Genomic DNA, 25,714 nt, shown 5'->3' with positions numbered 1-25,714 from the left:
GATATAGCAAATGTTTTTGAAGCAAGGAAATAGGCTTGACGAGGAAAATATTTTGTTATATGGTTAGTTACATAACTAATGAACCACATAAGTCAAGAGGTGAAAACGTGTTTGACGAACGAAGCCCCATTTATCAGCAAATAGCGGACGGCATAAAAAACGATATTGTGAGCGGATCTTTAAAGGAAGAAGAGCAGGTGATGTCCACGAATCAATACGCTGCTTTTTACCGGATCAATCCGGCTACAGCGGCAAAAGGGTTCCAAATTTTAACCGAAGAAGGCATCTTGTATAAGAAGAGGGGAATCGGCATGTTTGTTAGTCCAAATGCGAGAGCGACTCTGCTTAAAGGGCGGAGGGAGCGTTTTTTTGAAGAAGTGGTCGACAAGATGGTGGAGGAAGCGCGCCAAATTGGAGTGAATATGGAAGAGATCGTGAAGCATATTGAGAAGCGCAAGGAGGGGGGCGGAGTATGACACTCGGAATAGAGGTTAACCAATTGACCGTGGCTTATCCAGACACGACGGCGGTTGATCGGATTTCGTTCAAGCTGGAGGGCGGTAAAATTTACGGTCTGCTCGGCCGGAACGGCTCCGGCAAAACGAGTCTTTTGTCTGTACTCGCGTCTTTCCGCAAGCAATCGGGAGGAGAGGTTCGAATAGGCGGGGAAGCCCCGTTTGAAAATGCCGATATCGTAAGCCAAGTTTGCTTTATTCAGGAGAACGGCCATATGTCCGACGGATTTACCGTAAAGGATGCGCTGCAAATGGCCGCGAGCTGCTGGCCGAATTGGGATGCCGCCTATGCAGAGAAGCTGCTCGGGCAATATAGCTTGCCTATGAAAAAAAGGATATCAAGTCTGTCTAGAGGAATGAAATCCGCGCTTGGCGTTACGATTGGACTTGCAAGCCGCGCTCCTATTACCATTTTTGACGAAGCTTATTTAGGAATGGACGCCCCTTCTCGTTACGCGTTTTACGACGATGTGCTTCAGGACTATATGGAGCATCCGCGCACTTTTATATTATCGACCCACTTAATTGAGGAAGTAGGCACGCTGTTTGAAGAAGTGCTTATTTTGGATAGGGGAAAGCTGCTTCTACAGGAAGAGCATGACGTGCTGCGGCAGCGCGGGGTGACGATTACGGGGAAAGCCGATAAAGTAAACGAATTTGTAATAGGATTGAATGTACTCAGCGAGGCGACGCTTGGCAGCACGAAATCGGCGACGGTTTACGGAGAGCTCAGCGGGGAGAGGATCAAACGGGCGCAAGCCGAAGGTCTTGAGTTAGGTCCCGTTTCGCTTCAAGATTTGTTTGTGCATCTGACGAAAAAGGGAGCGGAGCAAGCGTGATGAAAACAAAAAGAAATCCGGCGTTTATCGTCTCATCCGGCTTATGGTCGAACCTTAAATGGACGATGCTCATATTTTGGATCATATTTATCGCAGCGGTTGTCTTGATTAATATATTTATACGCCCGCAAGGAATCGATGTTGAACTTTCCGAATCTGGCGTCTGGGCAAATTCATCCACCTCGCCGAAAATTTTTATGTTAGTGATGGGCATTGTGCTGACACCGGTTTATTTGGCAAGCTACGTTTCAAGCGGCATAACGAGGAAGCATTTTCACATAGGAGCCATTCAGGTATTCGCCCTTCTCTCCCTCCTATCCGCATGTATCCTTACGATAGGATTTCCTGTCGAACGTGCCTTGGTGGACTGGATAGGAGCGGCGTCTTTGCCGGATCATCCTCCTCTATTTCGGACGCTAATCGAAAACTTTTTTCTCATTTTCGGTTACTTCGGATGCGGCTGGATTATTGGCACCGCCTTTTACCGGTTTAATTGGAAGCTCGGCGTCGTTATTTGTGTACTCTCTCTTATTCCGCTTTGGACAATGGAAACGATCGCACACGCGGCGGGAGCAATGAAGGGAATAGGCCTGCAAGGATTGGATGTTGATTTTATTCCTTCTATCGGAATTGGACTCGAGATGTTGCTCTTTCTACTTCTCTCTTTTGCCGTTTTTGCGGTTAATCGTTGGATGATGCGCAACATTACGATCAAAAGAAAGCTAACTTAACGAACGCCATATGCCCCCTTGCAGCAGCCCTCTGGACATTCGCCCTTCCCGGTGATGCTCCAGGGGGCTATTTTGTATAAAATTGCCGCTTTAATTATAGTTGCTATTATATTTGGAATAGAGGAAAATGTTAGTAGGTGAATTTGACGAACAATGTCGAATTTTAGAAGATTAATAGCATGAACAATTTCAGCAGAGGTGTTGGAAATGGTGCGAACCATAAGATTTTCTTATACATTTATTGCCTTTCTAGGCTTATTTATATATATAGTTCTTTTTGCCCAGACTGCAAATGCAGAAGGAAACGTCGCTGGGGGAGCGGCTCGGATCACGGAGTGGCAAATGCTTTGGGAGCAGCCCGGACAAGCTCTGACCATCGAGAAGGTAAGCGCACTGCAAGACGGTCAAGAGTGGTTCTCAGTCCAGGCAGGAGGACAGTATCCTCAGCTTCCGGCGGGAGTAACGGCGGCATGGCTCAAAATAAAGCTGCCTGAGCTGACGCAAGGAAGGCCGACGTTGACCATTAAGAAGCTGTATGCGCAGGACGTTCAGTTTTTTATTGATAACGAGCTCCTTCTGGAAAGGCATAGAGACTACTCGTTTGACAACAACGAAATGATCATTCCTCTTTCTAAATATGAATCACACAAGTGGATGTATGTAAGGCTCGTCGTCAATGTCGACAGACTGGGCTTGCATCATGAATTGGAGATCGGGGAATACGAGGAGCTGTACAAAAATTATATTAAGCTCGATCTCATTGACGTTGTGCTTGGGACAGGGCTGATCTTTATCGCCTTCTTTATGATGGTCAGCGTCATCTTTTTGAACCGGGCTTTTTTGCCGGGATGGCGGGCGCTCCTTATGGTGATGTTGTCGACGGGCGTCATGATATTGACGTACTCCAATTTTGCGGATAAGTTTTTCCCGGAGTATGGGAAGCTGACTTACGTTCTGTTCGATATTGCGGCTTGTTTCTTGCTTCCTTCCTTATTTTCTTTTTTTCAAGGCATATTTGGAAAAGGGCCTTACGGAATTATAGATAAGTTTAAAAAAGTGTTGCAGTATTTTACCGCCCTTTATTTGCTCAGTTTCATTCTTGGATTATTTTTTGATTTTTTCCCGGATACGTATTCCAATATTGGCATTATGGTGTTTGGTATTCTTGTTATTGTCGGAAATCTCATCTTGCTGGGGTCGCTCGCTTATCATTTTAAAAGCAAAAACAAAGAAGCCGTTATTTTATCAGCGGGCATCGCTATTTTCGCTTCGGTCGGCTTGATGGAAATATTGTGGTATTTCTACAACGATAAGCTTTACAAAATGTTTTATTGGAAAATCAGCATCTTATGTTTCCTGGCGTCGCTCATTATTATTTTGGTACGCAGGGTTATGCATAACTACGAGCAGGCGGTTCAATATTCAAAGCAAATCGAAGTGTTCAACAACGAGCTGCAAAGAACTGAGAAAATAGAGCTCATAAGCAATTTGGCGGCTTCCATCGCGCATGAGGTTCGCAATCCTTTGCAGGTGACGAGAGGGTTTATGCAGTTGTTGGGCTCCCGAACAAAAGACGACAAGGACAAGAGCTATATGGCGCTTGCTATCGACGAGCTCGATCGGGCATCGGAAATTATTACGGACTTTCTGACGTTTGCCAAGCCGGATTTAGGCGAGTTCATGCATTTGGATATTTCGGAGGAGGTTCAGCAAATCGTCGCCATATTGGCTCCATTCGCGACGATGTCCGGAGGAGAAATTAGGCTGCAAAGCGAAAAGAAGCTGTATGTGCGCGGCAATCCTTCAAGGTTCAAACAAGCGCTGATCAATATTATTAAAAATAGCATTGAAGCATTTGGAGAAGAAGGGAAAGTGGAAATTTCCGCATACCGATCTGCCGGCAACCAAATTTTGATCAAGATCAAGGACAACGGGGAGGGCATTAGTCCCGATGACTTGAAAAGACTTGGTGAGCCCTATTATTCCAAAAAGACAAAGGGAACGGGCTTAGGGCTAATGGTCACCTATCGGATCGTCGAGACGATGAACGGCGAAATCCGGTTCGACAGTGAAAGAGGAGCAGGCACTCAAGTATCCATTACTTTACCAGCCGTATAATAGGCAAAAAACGTTGAGCTCTAAGAGCCCAACGTTTTTTTGTTATACCCAACGCAAGTTTTCGACTTTACCAACGGCGTCTTCCGTGGAAGGGCTTTGCGGCAATACCAGATAGTATGTATCTTCGGTCTCTTCAAGTACTTTCAATTGGAGATTAGCGGGAACTTCAATTCCGAAAGCAGCCAAAATCGCCGCTTTTGGGTCCTCCAATAATTGTTTTTTAAAGCCGGCATCTGCCCATGCTTTCTCAATAATTTGTTCTCTTAATTGCTGTTCACTTGGCACCGCTATCATCCCTTCGATATTGTGTAGGATTACCAAGACTAGTCTACCAGCTTTAATCGACAAGTTCTACTACTATTTTACTAATTCATACAGATATATACTTCTAATAGCATAGTTCGACAGACTTATCTAAGTTTCTGTAAAAAATTGATTCCTCCGCCCAGCCTTTTTTGTTTGTTTAAGCGGATGTTTTGGGCCATATCGGCGATGCTGCCAGCCATATAGCTATGATAATCCGCAAGATGGGAGGACAGAAACGGCAGCTCAAGCAGCGTCTGATGACTGCGATGGGCGATGGCCGCATACCGGTCCATTATGCCTAGAACAAATAGGCTTGTTTCGACGTCCGGCTTCTTCAGATCTGAAATGGCGATGGGTATTCCCGCTGTTTCGGATCGCTCCTTAGCGATCATAGCCAGCAATCCGTTATAGCTGCCATTCTCCAAATCTTCCTTCCAATCGGACCAATCGTCCAGCATTTGTAGCGTCATCAGCGCGATATCGACGGCATTTTCATAGGCGGAAATTCGCTCTTTGCGGCCCGCGAGCAAGCAAGCTCCCGTACTCGCGATTTTGACGGGGGCCGCTTTCCCTGCCGTCATCATACGATTGGTATTAAAATAGTCGAGTTTGTTTTCATTGACCACGCTATCCGCCCAAGTAGCTACGTAGCTTTCGAAATAGGGCCAAAATGGGCTTTCCGAAGGGAAAAGCTCTCTGAGCGCAGACAACATTTTTAAATGAAGCAAATTGGCTAGCGCAAGCTGCTCCTTGGAAACGGAACGGCCGTCATCCATGGCGTCATCTTGAATAAAAAAATAAAGCATGCCATATATATTGGCAAGCACTAAACTCCGGCATTGCCGATCCGTTAATTGTACCGCTTCCTTCATCCAATAAGGCAGTAGAACGCAAATATAATCTTTGCCTCCGCCCGGGGCTAAAGGGTCAAATTTGTCCGCATAGCTTAGACCGATAGAATTCAGCGGGGATGGGAAGCCGGCAATCTCATGTTTTGCATCGAGGAACGCAGCGGCCAGCGGCTTTTTAAAACAATCGAACCAATTCATAGTCAAGAGGCATAAGCTCCGTTTCTATAAATAAAATAGTCGTATAGAAGGCATTTCCTCTACTATATCACGTACTAGTTCGCACTGCCTTAGGCAGTTGAATAACTTGACAAATTTTGAAGATTGTTTGAGAATTCATTTGAGTATATCAGTTGAGTAATGATAGAAAATCAATTAAAATGAAGAAGAAACGAGATTCGTTCATGGATTTGACACAATATCTCTGTCAGGACGGGCTTTGCGGAGGCTGGACTAAAGTCGGGGTAACGTCTATTACTTTAGCAGGTTCAGATTTTGCTGCACTTGCTTTAAAGTTAATACCAGTTAATACCTAGAAAAGAAGTTCTTTAATGTGGAGGTCAATCTTGTATGAATAGAGAAATAGACATTTTTGTACTGCTTACCGATACGGGAACCGTCCTAACCAAGCTTATTCGCTCTTTTACAAAAGATCCTTTAAACCATGCATCTATAGCATTTGACGTTAATCTTAACGATGTATATAGCTTTGGCCGGAAAAATCCGAGCAATCCGTTTTTTGCAGGTTTTGTTAAAGAAAATGTGCGGGGACCTTTTTTCGAGGATTCCATGTGCGCTTTGTACAGATGCAGAGTAAGCGTTACGACATACAACAGCATACGCTCTCAAATTCAACATTTTGAACAATATCACGAGCTTTATAAATATAATTTGGTAGGCATGCTTGGCGTTGTATTTAATATCGAATGGGAGCGCAGATACGCTTATTTTTGTTCCCAGTTTGTCGCCACGGTGTTTGAACGGAGCGGAATGAACCTCGTCGACAAATCGCCGCTGCTAGTCACTCCTGGAGATTTGCAAAATACGTCTCAGCTTGAGCTGGTCTATCACGGAAGCCTGCACGCCTATACGGGCTGCGAGGAACTAACGGCAGCGAGCACATTTAGAACCGCCTAAACGACAAAGGATCTCTCACATGGAGGTCTTTTTTTGTTTCGTTTGTATGATATGATAATCCACAACAAAGAAATCGTGTGACTCGCATTTTATAAAGCGGTTGGGGAGGAATTTTTAATGAATGCAAACAAGCTGACATTAGACACGCCGTTTACTTTAAAGGGGTTGTCGCTGCGCAATCGAACGGTCATGGCTCCTATGTGTCAATATTCGGTGGAAAATAAGGATGGAACGGCGACAGATTGGCATTATGTCCACTATGCCTCCCGAGCTGTCGGAGGTGTCGGTCTTATTATTGTAGAAATGACCAATGTGGAGCCTGCAGGACGCATTACAGACAAATGTTTGGGTCTTTGGTCAGATGAGCAAATTCCGGCGCTGCGCCGGATTGTGGATGAGGCGCACCGGCATGGCGCCAAAATCGGCATTCAAATCGCTCACGCGGGTCGCAAGGCACAGGATGCTCCAGAACCGGTAGCCCCTTCTGCCATCGCTTATGACGAATTATCAAAAACACCGCGGGCACTCGAAACCGAGGAAGTAAAAGATATGGTGCGCAAATTTGGAGAAGCGGTAAGAAGAGCGGTGGCTGCGGGCTTTGACGCGATTGAGCTGCATGGAGCGCACGGCTATTTGATCCATCAATTCCACTCTCCAAGGTCAAATAAGCGGAATGACGAATACGGCCAGGATCTTGCTCTGTTTGGCAAGGAAATTATTATGGAAGCTAAAAAACAGATGCCCGAGTCGATGCCGCTGTTATTTCGGATATCAGCAGTGGAATATGCGGAGGATGGCTACGACACGGAATATGGCATCCAGCTAAGCAAAACGTATTTAGAGGCGGGAGTCGATCTGCTCGATATTTCGACCGGCGGTGAAGGAAAGCCAAGCGAGGACAAACGGCCGACGGTTGAGCCCGGTTATCAATTGGAAGCTGCCCACGCGGTCAAAAAAGCGCTGGATGTTCCTGTTATTGCGGTTGGCTTGCTGCAAGATCCGGAGGTGGCCGCAAATGCGCTGTCAAGCGGAAAGGCGGACTTGATCGCCGTAGCGCGAGGTTTGCTGAAGGACCCTTATTGGGCGCTGCATGCCATTGAGGCGACGGGCGGCAGTTACGAGGAACATATACCGACTCCCTATGTGCGGGGATTTTAGAGGGAACAAAAAGACGGAGGGACGGCTTATGAAAGGTCAAGGCCTGTTATTATCGGCATTTGCGTTTGCTCTGCTGATTGCCATTTTTGCAGTGATTAACGTGGAATCGGTTAAAGTTAATTTTTTGTTTACGGAGACGACAACTCCGCTTATTTTAGTCATTTTGGTTTCCACGTTGCTAGGGGGATTGACGGTGTTTTCGTTCGGTGCGATTCGGATTTTCCGCTTGCAGCGGACGGTCAAAGCACTGGAGAAAAGATTGGCCGACGGGACAGGAGATCCGAAAGTTGCAGATAGCGATTTTACAGTGGGAGCGGTCAAGGGGCAAGAGAAAGTGTTGATGGAAGATGATCCGGCAAAGGGTCCCTTTTGACGATGATCAAAGCCGTTTACACCTATGCCAGACATGAAGACGAAGCGGAACTGTGCTCCCTTGAGCTCAAAACTTTGTTTGGAGCGGAGGCGGTGCATGAGGGCGTTATAGAGGTATTATCTCCAACATTTGTGCCCTCTGCCGATCGCAGTCCATTTACGAAAAGAAAATTGGAAGTTCTGATGGAAGAAGAGACTTTCCCGGCGCTGCTCGAAAAGCTGAATGAGCTGGACCCATTGGCCGGCACGTTTAAAGTGATGTACACGGAGGGCGATGAGAAGGCTGCATACAGTGAGCAGCGTCAGCTTGAGCGGCTGGCGGGAGCTTCAATCCGCGGTCAGGCTGAGATGCGGAGCCCTTCCCTGCGGTTCGGGTTGATGCGGTTTAAGGGGAAATGGCTGTTTGGCCCATGCGAAGAAAGTGATGCCGTATGGCTGAAGCATCAAGAAAAGCCGCAAAATTACTCTACCGCTTTGCCGACAAGAGCGGCTAGAGCGATCGTCAATATTGCGGCAGGAGCGAAATCTACCGCCTCATTGCAGCTCATCGACCCATGTTGCGGAATGGGAACCGTGTTGATCGAGGCTCTTTCGATGAGCATATCGATTGAGGGGAACGATTTAAATCCGCTTGCTGTGATGGGAGCCCGCGCCAATCTTGCCCATTTTGGCTATCCAGACATCGTGAAGCTTGGAGATATGAAGGAGCTGACGGGGCGGTATGATGGGGCTGTTGTCGATATGCCGTACAATCTTTGTTCAGTGCTTCCCGAAGAGGAGAGCATTGGCATGCTGCGTTCGGTCAAAAAGCTGGCCCGCCGCGCGGTTATCGTGACGACATCCGATATTGAAAATCAGCTGCAGGCGGCATCATTTCAGGTAAGAGATCGCGCTTGCTTAAGGAAAGGCTCTTTTACCCGTTATATAAATGTAGTAGAATAGGAAAATGGAGTATAAAGCGAGGTGAACCTATGTCTACGAATGAACAAAACGAAGCTGCTGAGCAGCCGAAACAGCTGACCCAAGCAGAACGCGCCAAGCAATTGCTTGCCCAGAAGAAGCAAGGGGGAGCCGGGAAGCCGGGAAGCCAAAAGCATCTGACGACCGGGACTCAGGAACTGAAGAGTCAAAACACAAAAAAGGTGAACAACCAACGCAAAAAAATGGGTGTCTAATCGACATAAGCATTTGGATGGAACGCTTCTCTGCAATCGCAGTGGAGCGTTCTTTTTTACCCCCAATAACGGTGACAAGCTTGGCTGAATAAGATATAGCCTAGTGGATTGTGGAAAGGGACAACCAGCGGCGTGGTCGGAACTGACAGAGGAAATTCAGAATGAATTGCCGCGAGTCCCCGCATAATGAGGGTAGCGATTTCACCATGTACTTATGGAGGGATTCGAGATGGCCATTCATTCTTCGACGCTGCAAGTGTATTTGCTCGCAGGTGTTAAAACGACGACATGCTCCTTCAATGCATGCAAGGCAAGGCTGGAGGAGCAGCTGAGCTCCGAAGGCATCGATCCGATCATACAAGTGTTGTTTCCTTACGGCGATTCCAGCAGAAGCCTTGTTCGCCAAGTGCTGGAGGTTAAAAGCGATTTGTCGAATCGGATGAGATCCGGAAAGATCGGCGGCAAAAAAGCATGGACGCAAATTAAACAAACCATTCTCCCCGAGCGTATGCTGTTGATCGGCCACAGCGGCGGAGGGGCGGCTGCGTATCAAGCGGCCAAGCTGATGGAGGAGGAAGGGGTCGCCCGTGATTTCCGAGTTGTGCAGGTCGGTTCGCCGCGCACGCCGATTCATCCACGTTTGCAGGGGCGAGTCAGTTATTTCCATTCCATCGATAACATGGGCAAGATGAACGATCCCATTAGTCGGATCGGCAGTTGGGGAGGCTGGAGCCGGACGGGCCGCTCGCTTCCGCGCTGGAATAGCTATAAATACGCTCCAGGCTACGTGGAAGGAATTCCGACCGTGGGCGGTCATGCCGATTATTTTCGCAATACCGAGCCCTTTTTCGATTTGGAATCCGTTTGCAATTTGGATAAAACGATCGGCAGGATGCGCGCATGGTTGAAAGGGTGGCTGTAATCCTTTAGACTAAAGGAAAGCATTCAAAAAAAAGGATGATTTTCTATGGCTAATACGCACACCTTCTCCAAAGGCGAAGAAATAGCAAATGCGGTCACACATGGCATTGGGGCTCTGCTGAGCGTTGCCGCCCTTGTTCTGCTCATTGTATTTGCTTCCATAAAAGGCACCGCACTTCATGTCGTCAGCTTCACCATTTACGGTTCGGCGATGCTCCTTCTGTATTGCGCGTCCACGCTTGTCCACAGCTTTCCAGTAGGAAAGGCCAAGCGCATATTCGAATCGCTCGACCATTCTTTTATTTATGTGTTTATAGCCGGCACTTATACTCCGATTTTGTTCCACATCGTACAAGGGGCGCTTGGCTGGGTATTGTTCGGGATCGTTTGGGGAGTAGCCATTGTCGGGGTCATATTTAAATCGATGTTCGCCTCCAAATATTTGTTTACGTCCACTATTTTGTATATCGCGATGGGCTGGATTATCGTGTTTGCATGGAAGCCGCTTACGAATCATTTGGCTCCAGGGGGCTTGCAGCTTCTTGTGACGGGAGGCATCCTTTATACGGTCGGAACGGTGTTTTATATGTGGCGGAGTTTTCCATACCATCATGCCGTTTGGCATCTGTTCGTATTGGGCGGATCGGTTGTTCATTTTTTCGCCATTTTGCTATATGTTCTTCCCGCGAATTAAAATAGGGGGAGTTAGTTTAAAACTCCAGCTCTGGACACCAGCCCGGAGGCTCGGCGCACATCGCGACCGCGTCTGCGGGCTGTTCTTTTGCCAAATCCGCGAAATAGCTGGACAAAATATGATTGCCGGAAACTGAGCCCATCCGGAATGAGCGCTGTACTTCTCCTTTAACATGCAAATAAAAATAGGTTTGTTTTGTTTTGGGAGATTGGTAAACAAGAGGCGGCAAATGCGGAACGATGTCAAATTCATTTTGAAACCGCCAATGTGTTGGAACGGAATAGTTGTAGAGCTGGACAAACTGAGGATCTCCGACTCGGGGAGCTCCGAATGTATACACAATCGGGGAAGTAAAGGACGTATTAAGGGCGATATCCAGTGCGGCGAGTGTAGCGAGAGCTCCGCCTAGGCTATGGCCGGTAATGAACAAAGGTTTGCCCGCTGGCAGCATCCCAAGCAAGGTATGAACTTGATCGCGGCAGGACATATAAATGTCCGTAAATCCTTTATGAGTTTGCCCGCCGTTTTTGACGGGACGATACATCGTTTGCTGGGCGATAAAATCGGCTACCCAATCGACGGCTGATCCGCTGCCCCGGAAGGCGAGGATGGCGCATTGATCCGATTCCATCAGGAAACCGAACCGTTCGGGACGGTTATCGTACGATTTGGCGGAAAATTCGCCAAGAAGGGAGTAAGAACGAGGCACCAAAAACAAGCCGTCTTCTTTGTTGTTGAATTGTACATAAGTTTGTCCGCAAACGGCGGCCAAAAAGAGAGCGCTTCCCATATCGGGTCCTATCCCGCGCAAATAGTCATTTCCAGCTATCAAAAGCCATCCCTCCGCTCCATCGCACCTAAGTACAGCGCACTGATGTATTACCTTATGTACAGGGAGAGCGATAGGTACCTGCGGAGGCGCAAAAAAACTCCCAAAGGCAGCGGCATGTTAAGCTTACATGCGCTTTCTTTGGGAGCGGCTAGGAAGTTCCTTTTCCGTTTGTTGCTCATTGTCATTGCTTGCTTGTTTGGTGCTGCTCATTCTTTTGTTTCTGGAGCCTCGCCGTTTGGAACGGCCTTCAGACTCGTTTGGTTCGAGTATAAATAGCGGACCGCTGCGTTTATTCAAAAGATCGCCCGTCCAGCCTTTTTTCCAGAGCCAAATATAGATGCCGATTGTAATAAGGATGATCCCTGTCATCATGGCGGCAAAGCCCCATGGCAGATCACGGAAAGGCAAGCGGTCGAAGTTGCTGCCCATTAACGTTCCGGCGATCGTAGCCGGCAAAAACAAGACGGTAAAAATCGTCAGCGTCTTCATAATATCATTGCCTCTAAAACTGGAAATGGCATCGTCCATCGAAATAAGCGTATCGATTTCTAAAGCGTAGTGCTTGAGCAGAGTATCGATCCTCTCCAACTTATGGGAAATTCGGACAAAAGCGTCCTTATCGTTCAATTCTTCCCCAAACGCCTCTTTGGCCGCTCCATGCACTTCTCTGACCGGTATAAACAAATGGCTCCAATGGAGCAAGTCGTATCTTCTTTCAAAAATGACATCCAGCAAGCCGGTTGTATTTTGGTTGCGCATCGTTTTCTCCAGCTCTCCGAGCCTTCTTTCAAACCCGTCCAGTCCGGCGTGGAACGTTTCTAAGATGACGCTGATCATAATAAAAAACGCTTCTGGCGCAATGGAGCATTCGTTATATTTCAAGCTGTGAGACCCTGATTGCAGGCGCAGCGGAATCCGCATATCGTCATGCATCGAAACGAGTCGTTTGCGCGACAGCCAAAAATGAAAGGGCTGAACGTCGGATTGCTCCTCCGTTACTTGAAGCATCAGAGTACCGCAAAGGATTGTACCTTCACCCGGAAGATCGTCTACAGATATATGGTTTGTTCTTCGTGCAACGGATTCGTCAATCCAGAGGGCGCATTCTGGAAACTGGTGTTTCAACTCGGCAATTTGCGCTTCCGTCTGTTCTTGCTCCTCCGTTAGCTTCGGCTTCACCAAAGTGTTGCGCTGAACCGTTTCTATTTCGTCATGCCGCGCAGATTCTTTCCTGCTGGGCAAAGGTTTGTCTGCCAGAGGCCTGTAGTGGGCTAATTGGACGACATGCCACTCCCAATCTGCGGGATAACGAAGCATTCGGTGAATCATCGTTTGATTGCCCTCCTCCGCTCGTTCCCATATCTACTCCACATCATATACCGAACGCTGCCGCCCGCACAACCTATCGCTTCTGTTTTAGGGATTTGTGCCAAAACCTCCCATCTTTCGACATCCGTTTTTTAAGGGTCTCCTTTGGGCATACCAATCACAAGGGTTTTTGAATCTGCTCATAAGGAGGGGATGAAATGGCTAAAAAAATTGGTGTGTTCAGCGACCAGCAAAGTGCTATTCGTGCGATAGAGGAGCTGGAGCAAGCGGGGTTTACGCCAGGTGAAATGAAAATATTAGCGAAGGACACGGACCATTCCAGACGAATTGAGGCGGAAACCGATACCCATGTGGACGAAATCCGAGAGCTGGCGGAAACGACCAGACGCTTAAATGACGGGGGACCATCCGGCTATGCCATGATAGCGGGATATGACGCGCCTCCTATTGCCGGCGGATATGGGATGCAAGCTTATGGGGGAGCGCCGTTTGGCGGATCGGCTTATTCGCTTGCAGCTCCATTTTCGGTGTGGAATGACGGGTATGAAGGGGCTTATCAAGCTTTGGGTTTGGATACAAAAGAAACGGAGCTATGTTCCAAAGCAGTGGAGAGCGGATCGATTGTACTCATTGCGGAATCGGATGAAAGCCAATCCGTTTTGGAAAAGGACGGCGGCCCGGATTTATCCAAGCTTGGCGTGGCGGAAGCAGTCTTTCGCAGATGCGGTGCTGCACGAATAGCAAATGGCAGCTGATTAAGCTGAGCAAGAAACAGTCCATCAGACAGAATGGGGAGTACATGTGACGACCAGGAAGAAAAAGTGGGATTTAGCGGCGCTTGCCTCCATTCCCCTCATTATGACACTTGCCAATTCCATGCTTATTCCGATTCTTCCTTTAATGCAAGAAAAGCTGAATATTTCTCCCATTCAGTCCAGCTTGATTATTACGGTTTATGCAGGGATCTCCATCCTGTTTATCCCGATTGCCGGGTTTTGCTCCGATAAATACGGCCGCAAGCTTGTCATCTTGATCGGGCTTTCGATCGCAGCCATCGGCGGCCTAATCTCCGGTCTTGGAGCATGGCTGCTTCAGCATCATCAAGCGTATTATGTCATTTTGGCCGGAAGGTTTGTGCAGGGCATCGGCGCTGCCGGCGCTTTTCCAATCGTATTGCCTCTAGTCGGGGACATGTTCAAAAGCGAGGAAGAGGTCAGCAGCGGACTTGGCATGATTGAAACGTCGAATACGTTCGGGAAAGTGATCAGTCCTATTTTGGGCTCGGCGCTTGCGATGCTTATATGGTTTTTGCCGCTTGCGGTCATCCCTGCTTTCTCGCTTATTTCCATACTAGCAGTCAAGTTTTTAGTGGAGGCACCGAAGCAAAAACAAAGCGACATCGGCATTCGTGAGTTTGTACAGTCCATAAAAACGATATTAGGCAAAAACCGCTGGCTGTACGCTATTTTTATCATCGGCGGAGTATTGATGTTTGTCATGTTTGGCTTTCTTTATTATTTGTCTTCTGTACTTGAGAAACAATACGGGATTGATGGAATATGGAAGGGACTGCTGCTCGCCATTCCGCTATGCGCAATATGTTTGGCGTCCTTTTTGGCCGGAAAGATGGTTGGCGAAAATAAAACGAAAATGAAATGGTTTACCGTTTTTGGCATTGCTCTTTTGACGGCTGCGATGCTGGTTTGCGGGCTTATAAATACAAAAGGGATCGTTTTTTTGATCGCGATCACATTTGCCGGCGGCGTCGGCATCGGAAGCGCACTGCCAAGTCTAGACGCGCTTATTACGGAAGGCGTGGAAAAAAAACAGCGCGGCACGATTACTTCCGTCTACAGCAGCATGCGCTTTATCGGCGTAGCAGGCGGACCGCTTACCGCTTCTGCGCTTCTTAAGCACGAAGGATGGCTGTTTGGACTTTTTGCGGGCATGGCTTTCTGCTGCTCTGTTATTGCGTTGTTTGGCATTAAGCCTGGGAAAAAGAAGGCGGCTTAAATTTAGAGAAGAAGCAAGGCAAGAAGCCGCCTTTTAACCTTGGAGCAACAAGATGACGGCTTAGGCCGGATGGAAGGAAGGTTTTTTATGAAACTGAAAATCGGGTGGAGGGGTCTGCCTTGCTTGGTGTGCGCCTTCGTTTTGTTGACTGGTTTTGGGGCGCCGATCAAACATGATCGTGCTTACTACGAAGCGCGCGAAGAAATTGTTTGGGAAGTGCCGATGGACGAAAAACTGATTGCCCTTACTTTCGACGATGGGCCTAACGCCAAAACTACTCCGCAAATATTGGATTTGCTGAAGGAGTATGAGGCCAAATCAACGTTTTTTGTAGTGGGCAATCGTCTGGAACGCTTTGCAGATATTGTGAAGAGAGAGGCCGATGAAGGGCATGAAGTAGCGAACCATACATACAACCATAAGTTTTTTACGGGAAATGTAAGTAGGGGAGTCATCGCTAACGAAATTGTCCATACGAAAGAAAAGATTATGGCGATCACGGGGAAGGACTGTCCATGGTTCCGTCCGCCGGGGGGCATTTTTAACGACACCGTCGTTGAGTCAGCGCGGCAAAACGGCTATACGATCGTGCTTTGGTCGTGGCATCAGGATACGAAGGATTGGAGAAGTCCAGGGGTGCAGGCTATTGCGAACAAAGTGCTCCGGAACGCAAGAAACGGGGATATCGTGCTGCTGCACGACAATATTCAAGGCTCCACTCAAACCGTGGAGGCATTGCGGATTATTTTGCCGGAGCTCAAAAAAAGAGGCTATCGTATTGTGACGGTATCCGAGTTGATGGAGCATAAAAAAATAAGAGGCATAAAGCCGTTGATTAAAGAGCAAAGCGATCAGGAGTAGTGCGGATGGTTTGGCGGCGTGGTTTGCGGTGGAGTCTGCGGAAATGTGTGATTGAAGAGAAGTAGTGGCGCCAGAAACAACTAGAGGTGCGAATACGGGAGTTTGAAGAGATGTAGTGTTGCCAGAAACAACTAAAGTTGTGGAAACGGGTGTTTGGTGAGAGTTAGTGGTATCAGAAACAACTAAAGTTGCAGGAAAAGCTGCTTGTGAGAAAAAGTCAAAGGCGATGCGGATTACATTTCCCCATCGCCTTTTTGCAATTTAAATAGACAACCATTATAAGTATACTTCCAGCTGAATTAGCCTATATTAGCCCTCACTCCGCCTACCTGCGAGATGCGGTTCATTCCGTTTCAACTTCCCCGGATGCCGATGAACGAGAGCGGGTGCGGGGATTTGTCCCGAATCATATCCCGAATAATATGAGCGCCAATCGTGCTGTATACAGTTCCGTTGCCGCCGTAGCCGAGGCTATAAAAGACACCTGGTGTAAGTGGGTCTTCCCCTATAAATGGGAGGTTGTCCTGCGATTCGCCAAAGGTGGCGTTCCATTCGTATTCTGCCTCGGCGGTCAAATCAGGGAACAAGGCGTGCAGCTTCTCCATGAGCTGCCCGGTTTTGCGAGCAAGCTTCTTTTCGCTGTGGATCGGCTGCTCGATTTCTTCATCCAGTCCGCCCACTACGACACGCCCATCAATGGTGGTACGCAAATAAAGGTACGGTCTCGCCGTCTCCCAGAGCAAAAAGTTTTGGTGCCACTGGCCCAGCGACGGCTGCACTCCGGTTACAAGGGCATAGGAGCGGTTTAAACTCGCCTTCACCAGCTTACCTCGCAGTTCTTCCGGCTCGTATCCAACCGCATATACCACATAGTCGGCATCGATTTGGAATCCGTTGCTTGTCACAAGCCGGTGGGTTCCGTCCGCCCTTTTTTCATGCGCGGTCACGTCTGTGTTTTCGTATGCGCGGAGTCCGGCGCGTATGGCTGCATCCGCCAGCCCGGAAACAAATTGATATGGGTTTACTTCCGCATCGCCATGCGTCACGATGGCGCCGGGCTTGCGGAACGGGAAATGGGCGGCGATATCGTCCGGGCTCCAATACTCCACGTCAAGGCCGCAGGCAAGCAGCGCCTCGAATTCTTTTTTCAGCTTTGGCAAATCCTGTTCCGTAGACGCATAATAAAGGCTGCTCCTTCTGCGAAACCCTACATCTTCCGGCAAGGTTGAAGCCACCAAAGCCAGTTGATCCACCGCTTCCTTGCACCTTCTATAAAAGCGTTCCGCAGCATCGCGGCCGATCTGACCGATCAAGTCGACCAGCATCACGTCGTTGCAAAATTGCAGCAAACCCGTATTGGCGGAAGTGCTGCCGCCTGCAATGTCGCCCCGTTCAATCAGGAGGGTATCAAGACCGGCCGTCACAAAAGTATGGGCGCACATGACTCCCGACATTCCTCCGCCTACAACGGCTATTTTCGCGGCAGTATGCTCTTCCAAAGCGGTAAACGAATTTGCTTTTGCTCTTGTTGTTGGCCAGTAGAGCCGTCCGGTATGCAATTCTTTCATTTGATCCAATCACCCCTAAGAGTAGTATGCCCATTCTTTCAAGTTTTGGATGAGTCTTCGAGTCTTTGCTTCCGGTAGGCGGTCGGAGATTGTCCATGCTGTTTTCGAAATTGCTTTGAAAAATAAAGGGCGTCCTGTATGCCGACCGAAGCGGCAATTTGCTCCACCGTAAGCTCGGGCTTCTCCCGCAAGAGCAGCTTGGCTCTGTCTAATCGAAGCCGCAGCAAAAAGGATACGGGAGAGAGGCCCGTCTTTTTTTTGAATATACGCGATAAATAAGCGCGGTTGTAGCCTAGCGACTCCGCCATCCCCTCAATGGAAACGGGGTGTGTATATTGGGAGGACAGGTAATGCGCCGCTTTTTGGTAAAGCTGCTCATCTTGGCGGTCATCGCGACTCGATTCGCGGCGGCGGTCTTGACTGGCGCTTGCGCCATAAATCGCCATCAATAGTTGCAAATAACCCGACGCTTGCAGGGAGGCAACAGTGTCCCCCTTACGGAGTGCTTGGTAAATGGCTCGATAAAGCGCTGACGCCTTTCGAAAATCTTTTAAAGCCGCCACTTGTTTGTCTATGGGAAGGAAGCCGCCTAACTCGACAAGCCGCAACGCTCCTGTTCCTTTGAAAGCCACCCATCTGTAGCGCCAAGGCTCGGAGCAATCCGACTCGTAGCTGATAAGCTGACCCGGCTGAATGAGGAACGTTTGACCTGCGGCAAGCTCGTATGGGACTCCATCAAGAATAAAGGAGCCTTTTCCAGAAAGCACAAGATGCATGAGGTAAAACTCATACACTTTAGGCCCGAGCCGATGACCGGCGGTGGTTTGGCTTTCTCCGCAAAACAAAACATGACTAGAAGATGACGATTCGACTTGATAGGTCTCGTGATTCGAAGCGACGGTGTACGTTTCCACTTCCATGCGGCAACTCTCTCCTTCCGGGAGGATAGATCGGTCACATTACATTTCCACAACATAATACCATGACGACCTAAGATGAGAAAAGTCACATAAATCCATACGGCGGACATTTTCGGCCATTTCGTTTGCATCCTCAATCCTCTATACTGAAAGTACGATTACTTTAGTGTATATGGACCAACTGCTCTTATATCATTCCTGAAGGAACGTGATCGCAAATGGCAAACATCGATGCATTGAAGAGAACATTTTTGGAATTGTACGGCGGCGATTCGGAAGCGGAAATTGCGGTATTCCATGCGCCCGGCCGGGTCAATTTGATCGGGGAGCATACCGACTATAACGGCGGATATGTTTTTCCTGCCGCTCTCGAATTCGGCACTACCTTGCTCATTCGGGCAAGAGAAGACAGAGGTTTCGGACTTGCATCCACAAACTTTCCGGCTTCCGCTGTCCTTTCTATAGATTCAGTCGCCTATTCGGCCCAGGACGATTGGATGAATTACCCAAAAGGTGTGTTGAACGAGCTTCTTGAGCAAGGAATCGTTCTGGCGAGCGGCTACGACTTGCTATATTGCGGAGAAATCCCCAATGGCGCAGGTTTATCTTCTTCCGCTTCCATCGAGGTCGTAACGGCTTACGCTTTGCTTTCCCTTGAAGGCTTGCCGGTAGATCCCGTCAAAATTGCGCTTTTGTCGCAAAAGGCGGAGAATGAATTCAACGGGGTCAAATGCGGCATTATGGACCAGTTCGCCGTCGCAAACGGGAAGCGGGAGCACGCTATTTTGCTCATGTGCGACACGTTGGAGTATGAACTGGTGCCATTTCAGGCAAAAGGCTACAAGCTCGTTATCGGCAATACGAACAAACGCCGCGGGCTTGTGGATTCCAAATACAATGAGCGCCGGATGGAGTGCGAGCGGGCAGTCGCAGACCTGCGCGCCGCTTATCCGGAGCTGGAGCTGCTCGGCCAATTGAGCCTAGAGAGCTTTAACGCTTCCAAAGCGTTGATTAAAGACGATACGGCAAGACGAAGAGCCCAGCATGTGCTGGAGGAAATCGACAGAGTCATGCAAGCTGTAAAGGCGCTTAAAGGGAATGATTTGCCGAAATTCGGAGAGTTGATGAACGCCTCCCACGATTCGCTCAGACATTTGTATGAAGTGACGGGAGACGAACTGGATGCCATGGTCAATGCCGCGAGAGAAGTAGAGGGCGTGCTTGGCTCCCGCATGACGGGGGCGGGTTTTGGCGGCTGCACCGTTTCTCTTGTCCGCGACGATTGCGTGGAGCCATTTTGCAAGACGGTTGGGGAGCGGTACAAGGAAGCGACGGGCCTCGAAGCCGATTTTTACGTTTGTCATATAGGGAACGGGGTTGAACGGTTGGCTTAAAATGAAATACGGACTTTCTCTAAAAAAAGGAGATGGGACTATTGGCAGTTTTGGTTACGGGAGGCGCGGGATATATCGGATCTCATACGGTAGCGGCGCTTTTGGAAAAAGGGGAAGACATTGTAGTCGTCGATAATTTGCAGCAAGGACACCGAGCTGCTTTGCTGGGCGGCAAGCTATATGCTGGGGATTTGCGGGACGCCGCTTTTATGGATACGGTCTTTCAGGAAAACAGCATCGATGCGGTCGTCCATTTTGCCGCGCATTCGCTTGTGGGCGAAAGTATGAAGGACCCTGGAAAGTATTATCACAACAACGTTTACGGCACCTTATGCCTGCTGCAAAAAATGAAGGAATACAACGTTTTAAAGCTTGTATTCTCTTCAACGGCGGCGACCTACGGCGAGCCTGAGAACATTCCTATCCGGGAAGAGGACCGGACAAGTCCGACCAATACGTATGGCGAGACGAAGCTTGCGATGGAAAAAATGATTCGCTGGTTCGAATCCGCTTGCGGCCTCCGCTCCATATCGCTCCGTTATTTCAATGCGGCAGGCGCGCATGAGAGCGGAAAGATTGGCGAGCATCACGAGCCCGAAACTCATTTGATTCCGATCGTGCTGGAGACTGCGCTTGGAAAACGTGCGCATATTTCTATATTCGGAGACGATTACAATACGCCGGATGGAACCTGCATCCGCGATTACATTCACGTTAGCGATTTGGCGGATGCGCATGTGCTGGCGGTAGAGCGGCTTCGCAGCGGAGCCGGCAGCTCGGTTTACAATTTAGGCAATGGGCAAGGATTTTCCGTCAAGGAAGTGATTGATATTGCCCGTTCCGTAACGGGCAAGGAAATTGCGGCCAAGATGGAGCCGCGCCGGGCGGGAGACCCTGCTGTGCTTGTCGCTTCATCTGCGAAGGCACGCGAGGAGCTGGGCTGGAGTCCGAGCCGCAGCAACCTGGAAGAGATCATCAAGAGCGCCTGGGCATGGCATTCCGGCCACCCGAACGGCTACGACAACTAGAGGCGTTAGGCGCGAGAGGGAGGAGCCGTTACGAATGAAGTCAAACTACCCGGAGGCACCGGCCGCTGCCGAAGCTCTGCTGACCATTGAACGATTGCTACAATTTGCGCTCCAGAGACGGTTATTGCACCGTTTGGACGTATCCGCCGCAAGAAACGGCCTGCTGGATTTGTTTTGTTTCGCACAACCCTTTGCGGGAAGCGTCCCGGATGAACGGCTGGACAGTCCTGTCCCTCTGCTGGAGCTGCTGCTCGACTATGGATATTCAATATCGATTATCGAAAGTCAAACGGTGACGCAGCGCGATTTGCTCGATGCCCGTATAATGGGCTTCCTTATGCCGAGGCCTTCGGAGGTCGCGGCCGCCTTTCAAAAAACGGCGGAGAGAGATGGGATTAAGGCGGCGACAGACGACTTTTACCGGCTCAGCATCGATTGCAATTACATTCGCATGGACCGCATTGCCAAAAACCCTCATTGGCCCCATGCTACGCCATATGGAAGCTTAGAGATCACTGTCAATTTATCCAAGCCGGAGAAAGATCCGAAAGAAATCGCCCGCTTGCGGACGCTGGCGCCATCAAGCTATCCAAGCTGTCTGCTTTGTGCGGACAACGTCGGCTATGCGGGGCGCGAAGACCATCCTGCCAGACAAAATTTAAGAATGATTCCTCTTCGGCTGCAGGACGAGGAGTGGCAATTTCAATATTCGCCTTATGTTTACTACAACGAGCATAGCATCGTATTAAAAGGCGCCCATGAGCCGATGGCACTAACGCATCAAACCTTTGCCAGGCTGCTAGATTTTGTAGATCAGTTTCCGCACTATTTTATTGGGTCCAACGCGGATTTGCCTATTGTAGGCGGCTCCATTCTTAGCCATGATCACTTCCAGGCTGGACGCCATCCGTTTCCGATGGAATCCGCGCCGCTGGATGCGGTGTTTATGGACGAATCAAAACCCGGCATCCGATTTGGCATTGTACGCTGGCCGATGTCGGTACTGCGTCTGAACGGGATGTCAAAAGAGGGCGTGCTGGACGCGGCCTGCCGTATTCTCGATTGCTGGAAGGAATACAGCGATGAGGGAGCGGATGTTTTGGCGTATACGGAACAACCGGCTGGCGAGCGGATTCCGCACAATACCGTGACTCCTATTGCCAGAATGAAGAAGAACGGAGAATACGAGCTGGATTTGGTTCTCCGCAATAATCGAACGAGCGAGCGTCACCCGGATGGCATTTTCCACCCGCATGCGCATCTTCATCACATCAAGAAAGAAAACATCGGCTTAATTGAGGTGATGGGCCTCGCTGTATTGCCTGGCCGGCTGAAAGCGGAGCTGGAGCAGCTCGAGTTATATTTGACCGGGCAATCGTCTGAAGGCGCAGAATCGCTGTGCGACCCCGCTCATCCCTTGCATAAGCATGCGGAATGGGTGAAGAGGCTCTTGGACCGTTATGGCGCTTTAAACACGCTGACGGAAGCGGAGTCCATCTTGCGGGCTGAAACGGGAGAAAAGTTTATGGAAGCCCTAATGGATGCTGGCGTATTCAAACGAAACGGAAGCGGAATGGCCTCATTTGTTTCCTTTTTGAATTCAATTGGTCTGAAATTGGTCTGAAATAGAGAAGGGCGCGGAGCCTTCCCAAATGGTCTTGTGAACATTCGGGAAGGTTCTTTATTGTATTCCGATTAATATTATGGTATTTTTTATATAATAAATATTGTTTTTAGAATTATTATTTTGCTAATTGAAGCAAGAAAGTTATGGAGGGATATTAATGCCGGAGAAAATGCTGCCGCTCGACGAGTTTTTGCAGCTCACCACGGACGAGCAGGTAGAGAAGCTGAAGAGATGGAAGATGGACTACACGCTTAAGGATATTAGAGAAGCTTGGAATTTTAAGCATTCCGCTCAGTACTATATGCTGCTCAAGAAGCTTCGCATCTATGAGCGCGTCGTCAATAAATCGGACAAGTTCTACCCTGTGCAAGAGCATCTGCAGCAGCGCGCCGGTATGCTTGAGGATCGCGGCTGGAGAGGGGCGGGCTCCTATTCGTCCAAGCTTCCTTCCGACGGCTTCGACTATCATTTGAACACGACATTAAGCGGACCGGAGCTGGCCGACAAGCTGGAGCGACTGGCCCATTTCCTTAAGGGAGAGAAGAAGGCGATCTCCATCAAGCTTTCTATCGAAGCGCTTGAGCCTGAAGGCGATACGGCTTCAGAAACGGCTGAATAAATATAGTTTTCCATTGGAGAAAGAACCGAAATCGGCCTATGTCGATTTCGGTTCTTTTTTTGTCGAAAAATGAAAATAAATGGTGGTTTTTGGCAATTAAATGCTTATAATTTTTGAATTTTTAATTTATTTTTTTTGATTTTTTCGAAGTTTTCCTAGCTCGGAAACGAGTGCCTCAACCTCGCTAATGCTGAATTTGTCTTTGGATTCGACTACCTCATATATATCTCTTAAATCTTCGTACTGGTCAATGTCGAAATTAGTCGCTTGCATAGCGGCCCCCGAAGCCATTCTCAGCTTCGTTTTGATCGCCTCGATCATATACTCAACGTTTTCTTGCGTGTGGTTTTGCAAATCCATTCCGGATTCCCCTTTCGTCTGGCTCCTGCTTCCGCCATTGTACCATGCTGGGAAGGGCAAGGCCACAAATTGAAGCGGGGATTGAAATTGGGTACAATAGGCCGTAGAGGGCGAGTGACGGACGGTTTGCGAAAATGTTGATGCGCTCTCTAGCGGACAACCCGGGGAAAGTGGGAGAGAGTTGAATAAGAAACAGGAATGGATGAGCGGGCGTGCGGGAGACGCCGTGACCGGGACGGAGTGGAACGGTCAAGCGGAGCTGTCCGCATTTTTTGCAGTGATTGCACAGAATCAGCCCGATAAGGAGAAAATACTGTTCATCTGTATTGGCAGCGACAGATCGACGGGAGACTCATTTGGCCCAATCGTCGGAACGCTGCTGAAAAGGCAAGGATGGAGCCGGGTAATCGGGACGCTGGAGGAGCCGTGCGACGCGTATAAAGTGGAGGCGGCCGCTCGGGAGGCGGCAAGCTTGGGAACGGAAGAAGGATTAACGGTCGTGGCGATTGACGCTGGCCTCGGCAAACCGCAGCTTGTTGGAGGCTTCGTGGCGAAAGAGGGTCCCTTGCAGCCCGGTGCGGCCACTGGCAGAAGGCTGCCCCCTGTTGGAAATTACAGCATCGCGGGTATTGTAAATATAAACGGCCCCAAAGCGTATTGGATGCTCCAAACGACTTCGCTGCATCATGTCATGCGAATGGCTGACAAAGTAGCGGCAGCTGTAGGGGCGGCATGGCCGCCGCAAGAGGAGAGCTCCAATGGGAATGAGCGGGCGGAATTATTTGAGGAGGCGAAATGAAATGGAAACGAATAAAGAACAAAGCGCACGTTCTTTGGCACAAGAGGAAATTACGCTGAGCAGCGGCGTGAAGCTGGCTTATTACGACTCCAAAGAAGCACATGGTTTGGACACGGCTTTGGTGCTATTGCATGGTTATTGCGGCAGCTCCGCTTATTGGGAAAAGGTAGTGGACGAACTGTCGAGCACAATAAGAATTATTGCACCGGACGCCCGCGGACACGGACTTAGCGCGGCGCCTTCCGACGAAATCTATACGATGGAGAGTTTTGCGGGCGATTTGGAAGGATTGCTGGCTGAAATAGGAATCAAGCAAGCGATTGTGCTCGGCCATTCGCTGGGAGGATATATCGCATTGGCGTTTGCGGATAAGCACCCGGATAAGCTGTCCGCGTTCGGCCTTGTTCATTCCACACCGCTTGCGGACAGCGATACAGCGAAAGAAAATCGGGACAAAGCGGTTGCAGCGCTGGAAACCGGCGGTGTATCCGTCTTTGTAGACGGCCTTATTCCTAAGCTGTTTGCTCCCAGCCGGATCGAAGGAATGAAGCCGGAAGTGGACCGGTGCAAGGAAATCGGGTATGGCACCTCTCTTCATGGAGCTGTCGCAACGGCTAAAGGAATGAAAGCAAGAGCGGACCGCAGCGTCGTCATTCATCAAACGAAGCTCCCCGTTCTGCTGGTGGCCGGGTCTCAAGACGGCGTTATCCCGCCTGGCAGCACCTTTTCGGCAATAGGGGCGGATACAAGAAAGGTCGAGCTTGAAGAAGCCGGACATATGAGCATGATGGAATGTTCCGCACAGCTTGCGGAGGAACTGGCGTCCTTCGTTCGCTCGATTTAAAGCTCAGGTCTGCAGGGAGACTAGGGGAGGCGTCGCGGTTGTTTCAACGGGATTATTTTATGAGACTCGTCAGCCAGATGACGGAAGCGCTGGGGCAAATTATGGGTTTGCGCAAAGAAATGAAACAGCAAGAGGCGCTTTTTGTGATCGACGAGCTTTTGGATAAGCACTTTCGTTTAAGCAGCAAGCTCATTCGCAATTTATCGGACAAAGATTTAATTAAAGTGATGACGACAAACGGATTGGTCGATACGGATCAGCTTGCGGCCATTGCAGTGCTTATGAAGCAAGAGGCTATCTTGCACGGCGAGTTGGGCAGAGAGTCGGAATGGCATGCTCTGTCCGTTCGTTCGCTGCGCTTGTTTATTAGGCTGTCGCTTATGGATGCGGAACCGAACATTGTGGAGCCTCGCTCGCAAATTGCGGAGCTTTTGGAACAGCTGGGCGCATACGAACTGCCTGTGCCGGCCAAAAAGCTGCTGATGGAATGGCATGAAGCGCAAGGAAGATACGATTTAACGGAAAATGTTATGTTTGAGCTGCTGGAAGCGGATGAAATGGACTCTTCCGAGGCGATGAATACATATAACCGACTGCTGGCGCAGAGCGATGAGGAGCTGGCGGCAGGCGGTCTTCCGAGAGATGAGATTCGAGAAGGCATGCATCAGCTCATCGGGCTGAATAAGGAACTAGAGGAGTGACAGGT

At 49.2% G+C, this 25,714-nt stretch carries 28 protein-coding genes; 21 read left to right on the top strand and 7 right to left on the bottom strand.

Annotation, left to right across the window (positions count from 1 at the left end):
* Nucleotides 1-107: 107 nt before the first annotated feature.
* From ACFQZE_RS12930 to ACFQZE_RS12915, 4 genes are all read left to right on the top strand, one after another.
* A complete protein-coding gene (locus ACFQZE_RS12930) occupies nt 108-476 on the top strand; it encodes a GntR family transcriptional regulator (RefSeq protein WP_379357505.1) in 369 nt (122 codons plus the stop codon).
* Nucleotides 473-1,354, top strand: coding sequence for an ATP-binding cassette domain-containing protein (locus ACFQZE_RS12925; RefSeq protein ID WP_379357503.1), 882 nt, complete (start codon nt 473-475; stop codon nt 1,352-1,354). Before ACFQZE_RS12930 ends, ACFQZE_RS12925 begins: the two co-directional genes overlap by 4 nt.
* Nucleotides 1,351-2,085 carry a hypothetical protein gene (locus ACFQZE_RS12920; protein WP_379357500.1) on the top strand — a complete coding sequence of 245 codons (735 nt, stop codon included), beginning with the start codon at nt 1,351-1,353 and terminating at the stop codon, nt 2,083-2,085. The genes ACFQZE_RS12925 and ACFQZE_RS12920 overlap by 4 nt, the downstream gene beginning before the upstream one ends.
* A 207-nt stretch (nt 2,086-2,292) precedes the next feature.
* Complete coding sequence (locus tag ACFQZE_RS12915; protein WP_379357498.1) at nt 2,293-4,203, top strand: ATP-binding protein; 1,911 nt, start codon at nt 2,293-2,295, stop codon at nt 4,201-4,203.
* Between the two features lie 42 nt (nt 4,204-4,245).
* On the opposite strand, the gene ACFQZE_RS12910 is transcribed toward ACFQZE_RS12915, so the two are convergent.
* Nucleotides 4,246-4,488 carry an NHLP leader peptide family RiPP precursor gene (locus tag ACFQZE_RS12910; protein ID WP_379357496.1) on the bottom strand — a complete coding sequence of 81 codons (243 nt, stop codon included), beginning with the start codon at nt 4,486-4,488 and terminating at the stop codon, nt 4,246-4,248.
* A 125-nt stretch (nt 4,489-4,613) separates the two neighbouring features.
* On the bottom strand, nt 4,614-5,564 hold the full coding sequence (locus ACFQZE_RS12905; protein ID WP_379357493.1) for a hypothetical protein: 951 nt from the start codon (nt 5,562-5,564) through the stop codon (nt 4,614-4,616).
* 363 nt (nt 5,565-5,927) lie between these two features.
* On the opposite strand from ACFQZE_RS12905, the gene ACFQZE_RS12900 reads away from it, so the two are divergent.
* From ACFQZE_RS12900 to trhA, 7 genes are all read left to right on the top strand, one after another.
* Complete coding sequence (locus tag ACFQZE_RS12900) at nt 5,928-6,494, top strand: hypothetical protein (protein ID WP_379357491.1); 567 nt, start codon at nt 5,928-5,930, stop codon at nt 6,492-6,494.
* Between the two features lie 117 nt (nt 6,495-6,611).
* Nucleotides 6,612-7,652: an NADH:flavin oxidoreductase/NADH oxidase gene (locus tag ACFQZE_RS12895; RefSeq protein ID WP_379357489.1), complete on the top strand. Its 1,041-nt coding sequence runs from the start codon at nt 6,612-6,614 to the stop codon at nt 7,650-7,652.
* A 28-nt stretch (nt 7,653-7,680) separates the two neighbouring features.
* Nucleotides 7,681-8,025 carry a LapA family protein gene (locus tag ACFQZE_RS12890; protein ID WP_379357486.1) on the top strand — a complete coding sequence of 115 codons (345 nt, stop codon included), beginning with the start codon at nt 7,681-7,683 and terminating at the stop codon, nt 8,023-8,025.
* Nucleotides 8,026-8,027: 2 nt separating this feature from the next.
* Nucleotides 8,028-8,966 (top strand): TRM11 family SAM-dependent methyltransferase, encoded by a 939-nt coding sequence (locus ACFQZE_RS12885; protein ID WP_379357484.1) that lies wholly within the window; start codon nt 8,028-8,030, stop codon nt 8,964-8,966.
* A 29-nt stretch (nt 8,967-8,995) separates the two neighbouring features.
* Nucleotides 8,996-9,199, top strand: a complete 204-nt coding sequence (locus tag ACFQZE_RS12880) for a hypothetical protein (RefSeq protein WP_379357482.1) — start codon at nt 8,996-8,998, stop codon at nt 9,197-9,199.
* Between the two features lie 229 nt (nt 9,200-9,428).
* Nucleotides 9,429-10,121 carry a hypothetical protein gene (locus ACFQZE_RS12875; protein ID WP_379357480.1) on the top strand — a complete coding sequence of 231 codons (693 nt, stop codon included), beginning with the start codon at nt 9,429-9,431 and terminating at the stop codon, nt 10,119-10,121.
* A gap of 45 nt (nt 10,122-10,166) precedes the next feature.
* Nucleotides 10,167-10,814: a PAQR family membrane homeostasis protein TrhA gene (trhA, locus tag ACFQZE_RS12870; RefSeq protein WP_379357475.1), complete on the top strand. Its 648-nt coding sequence runs from the start codon at nt 10,167-10,169 to the stop codon at nt 10,812-10,814.
* 16 nt (nt 10,815-10,830) lie between these two features.
* Here the strand turns inward: trhA and ACFQZE_RS12865 are convergent, their stop codons facing one another.
* Together ACFQZE_RS12865 and ACFQZE_RS12860 are read right to left on the bottom strand one after the other, a co-directional pair.
* Complete coding sequence (locus ACFQZE_RS12865; protein ID WP_379357473.1) at nt 10,831-11,646, bottom strand: lipase family protein; 816 nt, start codon at nt 11,644-11,646, stop codon at nt 10,831-10,833.
* Between the two features lie 123 nt (nt 11,647-11,769).
* Nucleotides 11,770-12,975, bottom strand: coding sequence for a CorA family divalent cation transporter (locus ACFQZE_RS12860; RefSeq protein ID WP_379357471.1), 1,206 nt, complete (start codon nt 12,973-12,975; stop codon nt 11,770-11,772).
* 197 nt (nt 12,976-13,172) lie between these two features.
* On the opposite strand from ACFQZE_RS12860, the gene ACFQZE_RS12855 reads away from it, so the two are divergent.
* The 3 genes from ACFQZE_RS12855 (at nt 13,173) to ACFQZE_RS12845 (ending at nt 15,849) form a co-directional block, all read left to right on the top strand.
* On the top strand, nt 13,173-13,730 hold the full coding sequence (locus tag ACFQZE_RS12855; protein WP_379357469.1) for a general stress protein: 558 nt from the start codon (nt 13,173-13,175) through the stop codon (nt 13,728-13,730).
* A gap of 46 nt (nt 13,731-13,776) precedes the next feature.
* Nucleotides 13,777-14,988: an MFS transporter gene (locus ACFQZE_RS12850; RefSeq protein WP_379357467.1), complete on the top strand. Its 1,212-nt coding sequence runs from the start codon at nt 13,777-13,779 to the stop codon at nt 14,986-14,988.
* An 87-nt stretch (nt 14,989-15,075) separates the two neighbouring features.
* A complete protein-coding gene (locus ACFQZE_RS12845) occupies nt 15,076-15,849 on the top strand; it encodes a polysaccharide deacetylase family protein (protein WP_379357465.1) in 774 nt (257 codons plus the stop codon).
* Nucleotides 15,850-16,202: 353 nt separating this feature from the next.
* Here ACFQZE_RS12845 and ACFQZE_RS12840 read toward each other — a convergent pair whose 3' ends face one another.
* Together ACFQZE_RS12840 and ACFQZE_RS12835 are read right to left on the bottom strand one after the other, a co-directional pair.
* Nucleotides 16,203-17,417 carry an NAD(P)/FAD-dependent oxidoreductase gene (locus ACFQZE_RS12840; protein ID WP_379357463.1) on the bottom strand — a complete coding sequence of 405 codons (1,215 nt, stop codon included), beginning with the start codon at nt 17,415-17,417 and terminating at the stop codon, nt 16,203-16,205.
* A 38-nt stretch (nt 17,418-17,455) separates the two neighbouring features.
* Nucleotides 17,456-18,337, bottom strand: coding sequence for a helix-turn-helix domain-containing protein (locus tag ACFQZE_RS12835; protein ID WP_379357461.1), 882 nt, complete (start codon nt 18,335-18,337; stop codon nt 17,456-17,458).
* A gap of 218 nt (nt 18,338-18,555) precedes the next feature.
* Between ACFQZE_RS12835 and ACFQZE_RS12830 the strand changes: the two genes are divergently transcribed.
* From ACFQZE_RS12830 to ACFQZE_RS12815, 4 genes are all read left to right on the top strand, one after another.
* A complete protein-coding gene (locus tag ACFQZE_RS12830) occupies nt 18,556-19,731 on the top strand; it encodes a galactokinase (protein ID WP_379357459.1) in 1,176 nt (391 codons plus the stop codon).
* A gap of 41 nt (nt 19,732-19,772) precedes the next feature.
* A complete protein-coding gene (gene galE, locus ACFQZE_RS12825) occupies nt 19,773-20,759 on the top strand; it encodes a UDP-glucose 4-epimerase GalE (RefSeq protein WP_379357457.1) in 987 nt (328 codons plus the stop codon).
* A gap of 34 nt (nt 20,760-20,793) precedes the next feature.
* Nucleotides 20,794-22,383, top strand: a complete 1,590-nt coding sequence (locus tag ACFQZE_RS12820; protein WP_379357455.1) for a UDP-glucose--hexose-1-phosphate uridylyltransferase — start codon at nt 20,794-20,796, stop codon at nt 22,381-22,383.
* A gap of 160 nt (nt 22,384-22,543) precedes the next feature.
* Nucleotides 22,544-23,005 (top strand): hypothetical protein, encoded by a 462-nt coding sequence (locus ACFQZE_RS12815; protein ID WP_379357453.1) that lies wholly within the window; start codon nt 22,544-22,546, stop codon nt 23,003-23,005.
* Between the two features lie 126 nt (nt 23,006-23,131).
* On the opposite strand, the gene ACFQZE_RS12810 is transcribed toward ACFQZE_RS12815, so the two are convergent.
* The gene (locus ACFQZE_RS12810) at nt 23,132-23,365 is read right to left on the bottom strand and encodes a DUF1128 domain-containing protein (RefSeq protein ID WP_379357451.1); all 234 of its coding nucleotides are present in this window, start codon (nt 23,363-23,365) and stop codon (nt 23,132-23,134) included.
* A gap of 181 nt (nt 23,366-23,546) precedes the next feature.
* Here ACFQZE_RS12810 and yyaC point away from each other — a divergent pair, with 181 nt between their 5' ends.
* Genes yyaC through ACFQZE_RS12795 form a run of 3 tightly spaced genes read left to right on the top strand, consistent with a single transcriptional unit; the run spans nt 23,547 to nt 25,709 of the window.
* On the top strand, nt 23,547-24,164 hold the full coding sequence (gene yyaC / locus ACFQZE_RS12805; protein WP_379357449.1) for a spore protease YyaC: 618 nt from the start codon (nt 23,547-23,549) through the stop codon (nt 24,162-24,164).
* A 1-nt stretch (nt 24,165) separates the two neighbouring features.
* Nucleotides 24,166-25,008, top strand: coding sequence for an alpha/beta fold hydrolase (locus tag ACFQZE_RS12800; protein ID WP_379357447.1), 843 nt, complete (start codon nt 24,166-24,168; stop codon nt 25,006-25,008).
* Between the two features lie 38 nt (nt 25,009-25,046).
* The gene (locus ACFQZE_RS12795) at nt 25,047-25,709 is read left to right on the top strand and encodes a DUF6483 family protein (RefSeq protein WP_379357445.1); all 663 of its coding nucleotides are present in this window, start codon (nt 25,047-25,049) and stop codon (nt 25,707-25,709) included.
* Nucleotides 25,710-25,714 lie beyond the last annotated feature (5 nt).

The sequence above is a fragment of the Paenibacillus sp. GCM10027627 genome (genome assembly GCF_042675505.1).
Classification (GTDB): domain Bacteria; phylum Bacillota; class Bacilli; order Paenibacillales; family Paenibacillaceae; genus Pristimantibacillus.
This window is presented reverse-complemented; position numbering and strand designations above follow the sequence as displayed.

What these genes read in the sequence shown, in the direction of transcription:
- ACFQZE_RS12925 (WP_379357503.1), top strand. Translation starts at nt 473, where the DNA reads ATGACACTCGGAATAGAGGTTAACCAATTGACCGTGGCTTATCCAGAC.
- ACFQZE_RS12875 (WP_379357480.1), top strand. Translation starts at nt 9,429, where the DNA reads ATGGCCATTCATTCTTCGACGCTGCAAGTGTATTTGCTCGCAGGTGTT.
- ACFQZE_RS12845 (WP_379357465.1), top strand. Translation starts at nt 15,076, where the DNA reads ATGAAACTGAAAATCGGGTGGAGGGGTCTGCCTTGCTTGGTGTGCGCC.
- ACFQZE_RS12815 (WP_379357453.1), top strand. Translation starts at nt 22,544, where the DNA reads ATGCCGGAGAAAATGCTGCCGCTCGACGAGTTTTTGCAGCTCACCACG.
- ACFQZE_RS12830 (WP_379357459.1), top strand. Translation starts at nt 18,556, where the DNA reads ATGGCAAACATCGATGCATTGAAGAGAACATTTTTGGAATTGTACGGC.
- ACFQZE_RS12890 (WP_379357486.1), top strand. Translation starts at nt 7,681, where the DNA reads ATGAAAGGTCAAGGCCTGTTATTATCGGCATTTGCGTTTGCTCTGCTG.
- ACFQZE_RS12855 (WP_379357469.1), top strand. Translation starts at nt 13,173, where the DNA reads ATGGCTAAAAAAATTGGTGTGTTCAGCGACCAGCAAAGTGCTATTCGT.
- ACFQZE_RS12885 (WP_379357484.1), top strand. Translation starts at nt 8,028, where the DNA reads ATGATCAAAGCCGTTTACACCTATGCCAGACATGAAGACGAAGCGGAA.
- ACFQZE_RS12915 (WP_379357498.1), top strand. Translation starts at nt 2,293, where the DNA reads ATGGTGCGAACCATAAGATTTTCTTATACATTTATTGCCTTTCTAGGC.
- ACFQZE_RS12820 (WP_379357455.1), top strand. Translation starts at nt 20,794, where the DNA reads ATGAAGTCAAACTACCCGGAGGCACCGGCCGCTGCCGAAGCTCTGCTG.
- ACFQZE_RS12895 (WP_379357489.1), top strand. Translation starts at nt 6,612, where the DNA reads ATGAATGCAAACAAGCTGACATTAGACACGCCGTTTACTTTAAAGGGG.
- ACFQZE_RS12900 (WP_379357491.1), top strand. Translation starts at nt 5,928, where the DNA reads ATGAATAGAGAAATAGACATTTTTGTACTGCTTACCGATACGGGAACC.
- ACFQZE_RS12800 (WP_379357447.1), top strand. Translation starts at nt 24,166, where the DNA reads ATGGAAACGAATAAAGAACAAAGCGCACGTTCTTTGGCACAAGAGGAA.
- ACFQZE_RS12810 (WP_379357451.1), bottom strand. Translation starts at nt 23,365, where the DNA reads ATGGATTTGCAAAACCACACGCAAGAAAACGTTGAGTATATGATCGAG.
- ACFQZE_RS12835 (WP_379357461.1), bottom strand. Translation starts at nt 18,337, where the DNA reads ATGGAAGTGGAAACGTACACCGTCGCTTCGAATCACGAGACCTATCAA.
- ACFQZE_RS12880 (WP_379357482.1), top strand. Translation starts at nt 8,996, where the DNA reads ATGTCTACGAATGAACAAAACGAAGCTGCTGAGCAGCCGAAACAGCTG.
- trhA (WP_379357475.1), top strand. Translation starts at nt 10,167, where the DNA reads ATGGCTAATACGCACACCTTCTCCAAAGGCGAAGAAATAGCAAATGCG.
- ACFQZE_RS12860 (WP_379357471.1), bottom strand. Translation starts at nt 12,975, where the DNA reads ATGATTCACCGAATGCTTCGTTATCCCGCAGATTGGGAGTGGCATGTC.
- ACFQZE_RS12840 (WP_379357463.1), bottom strand. Translation starts at nt 17,417, where the DNA reads ATGAAAGAATTGCATACCGGACGGCTCTACTGGCCAACAACAAGAGCA.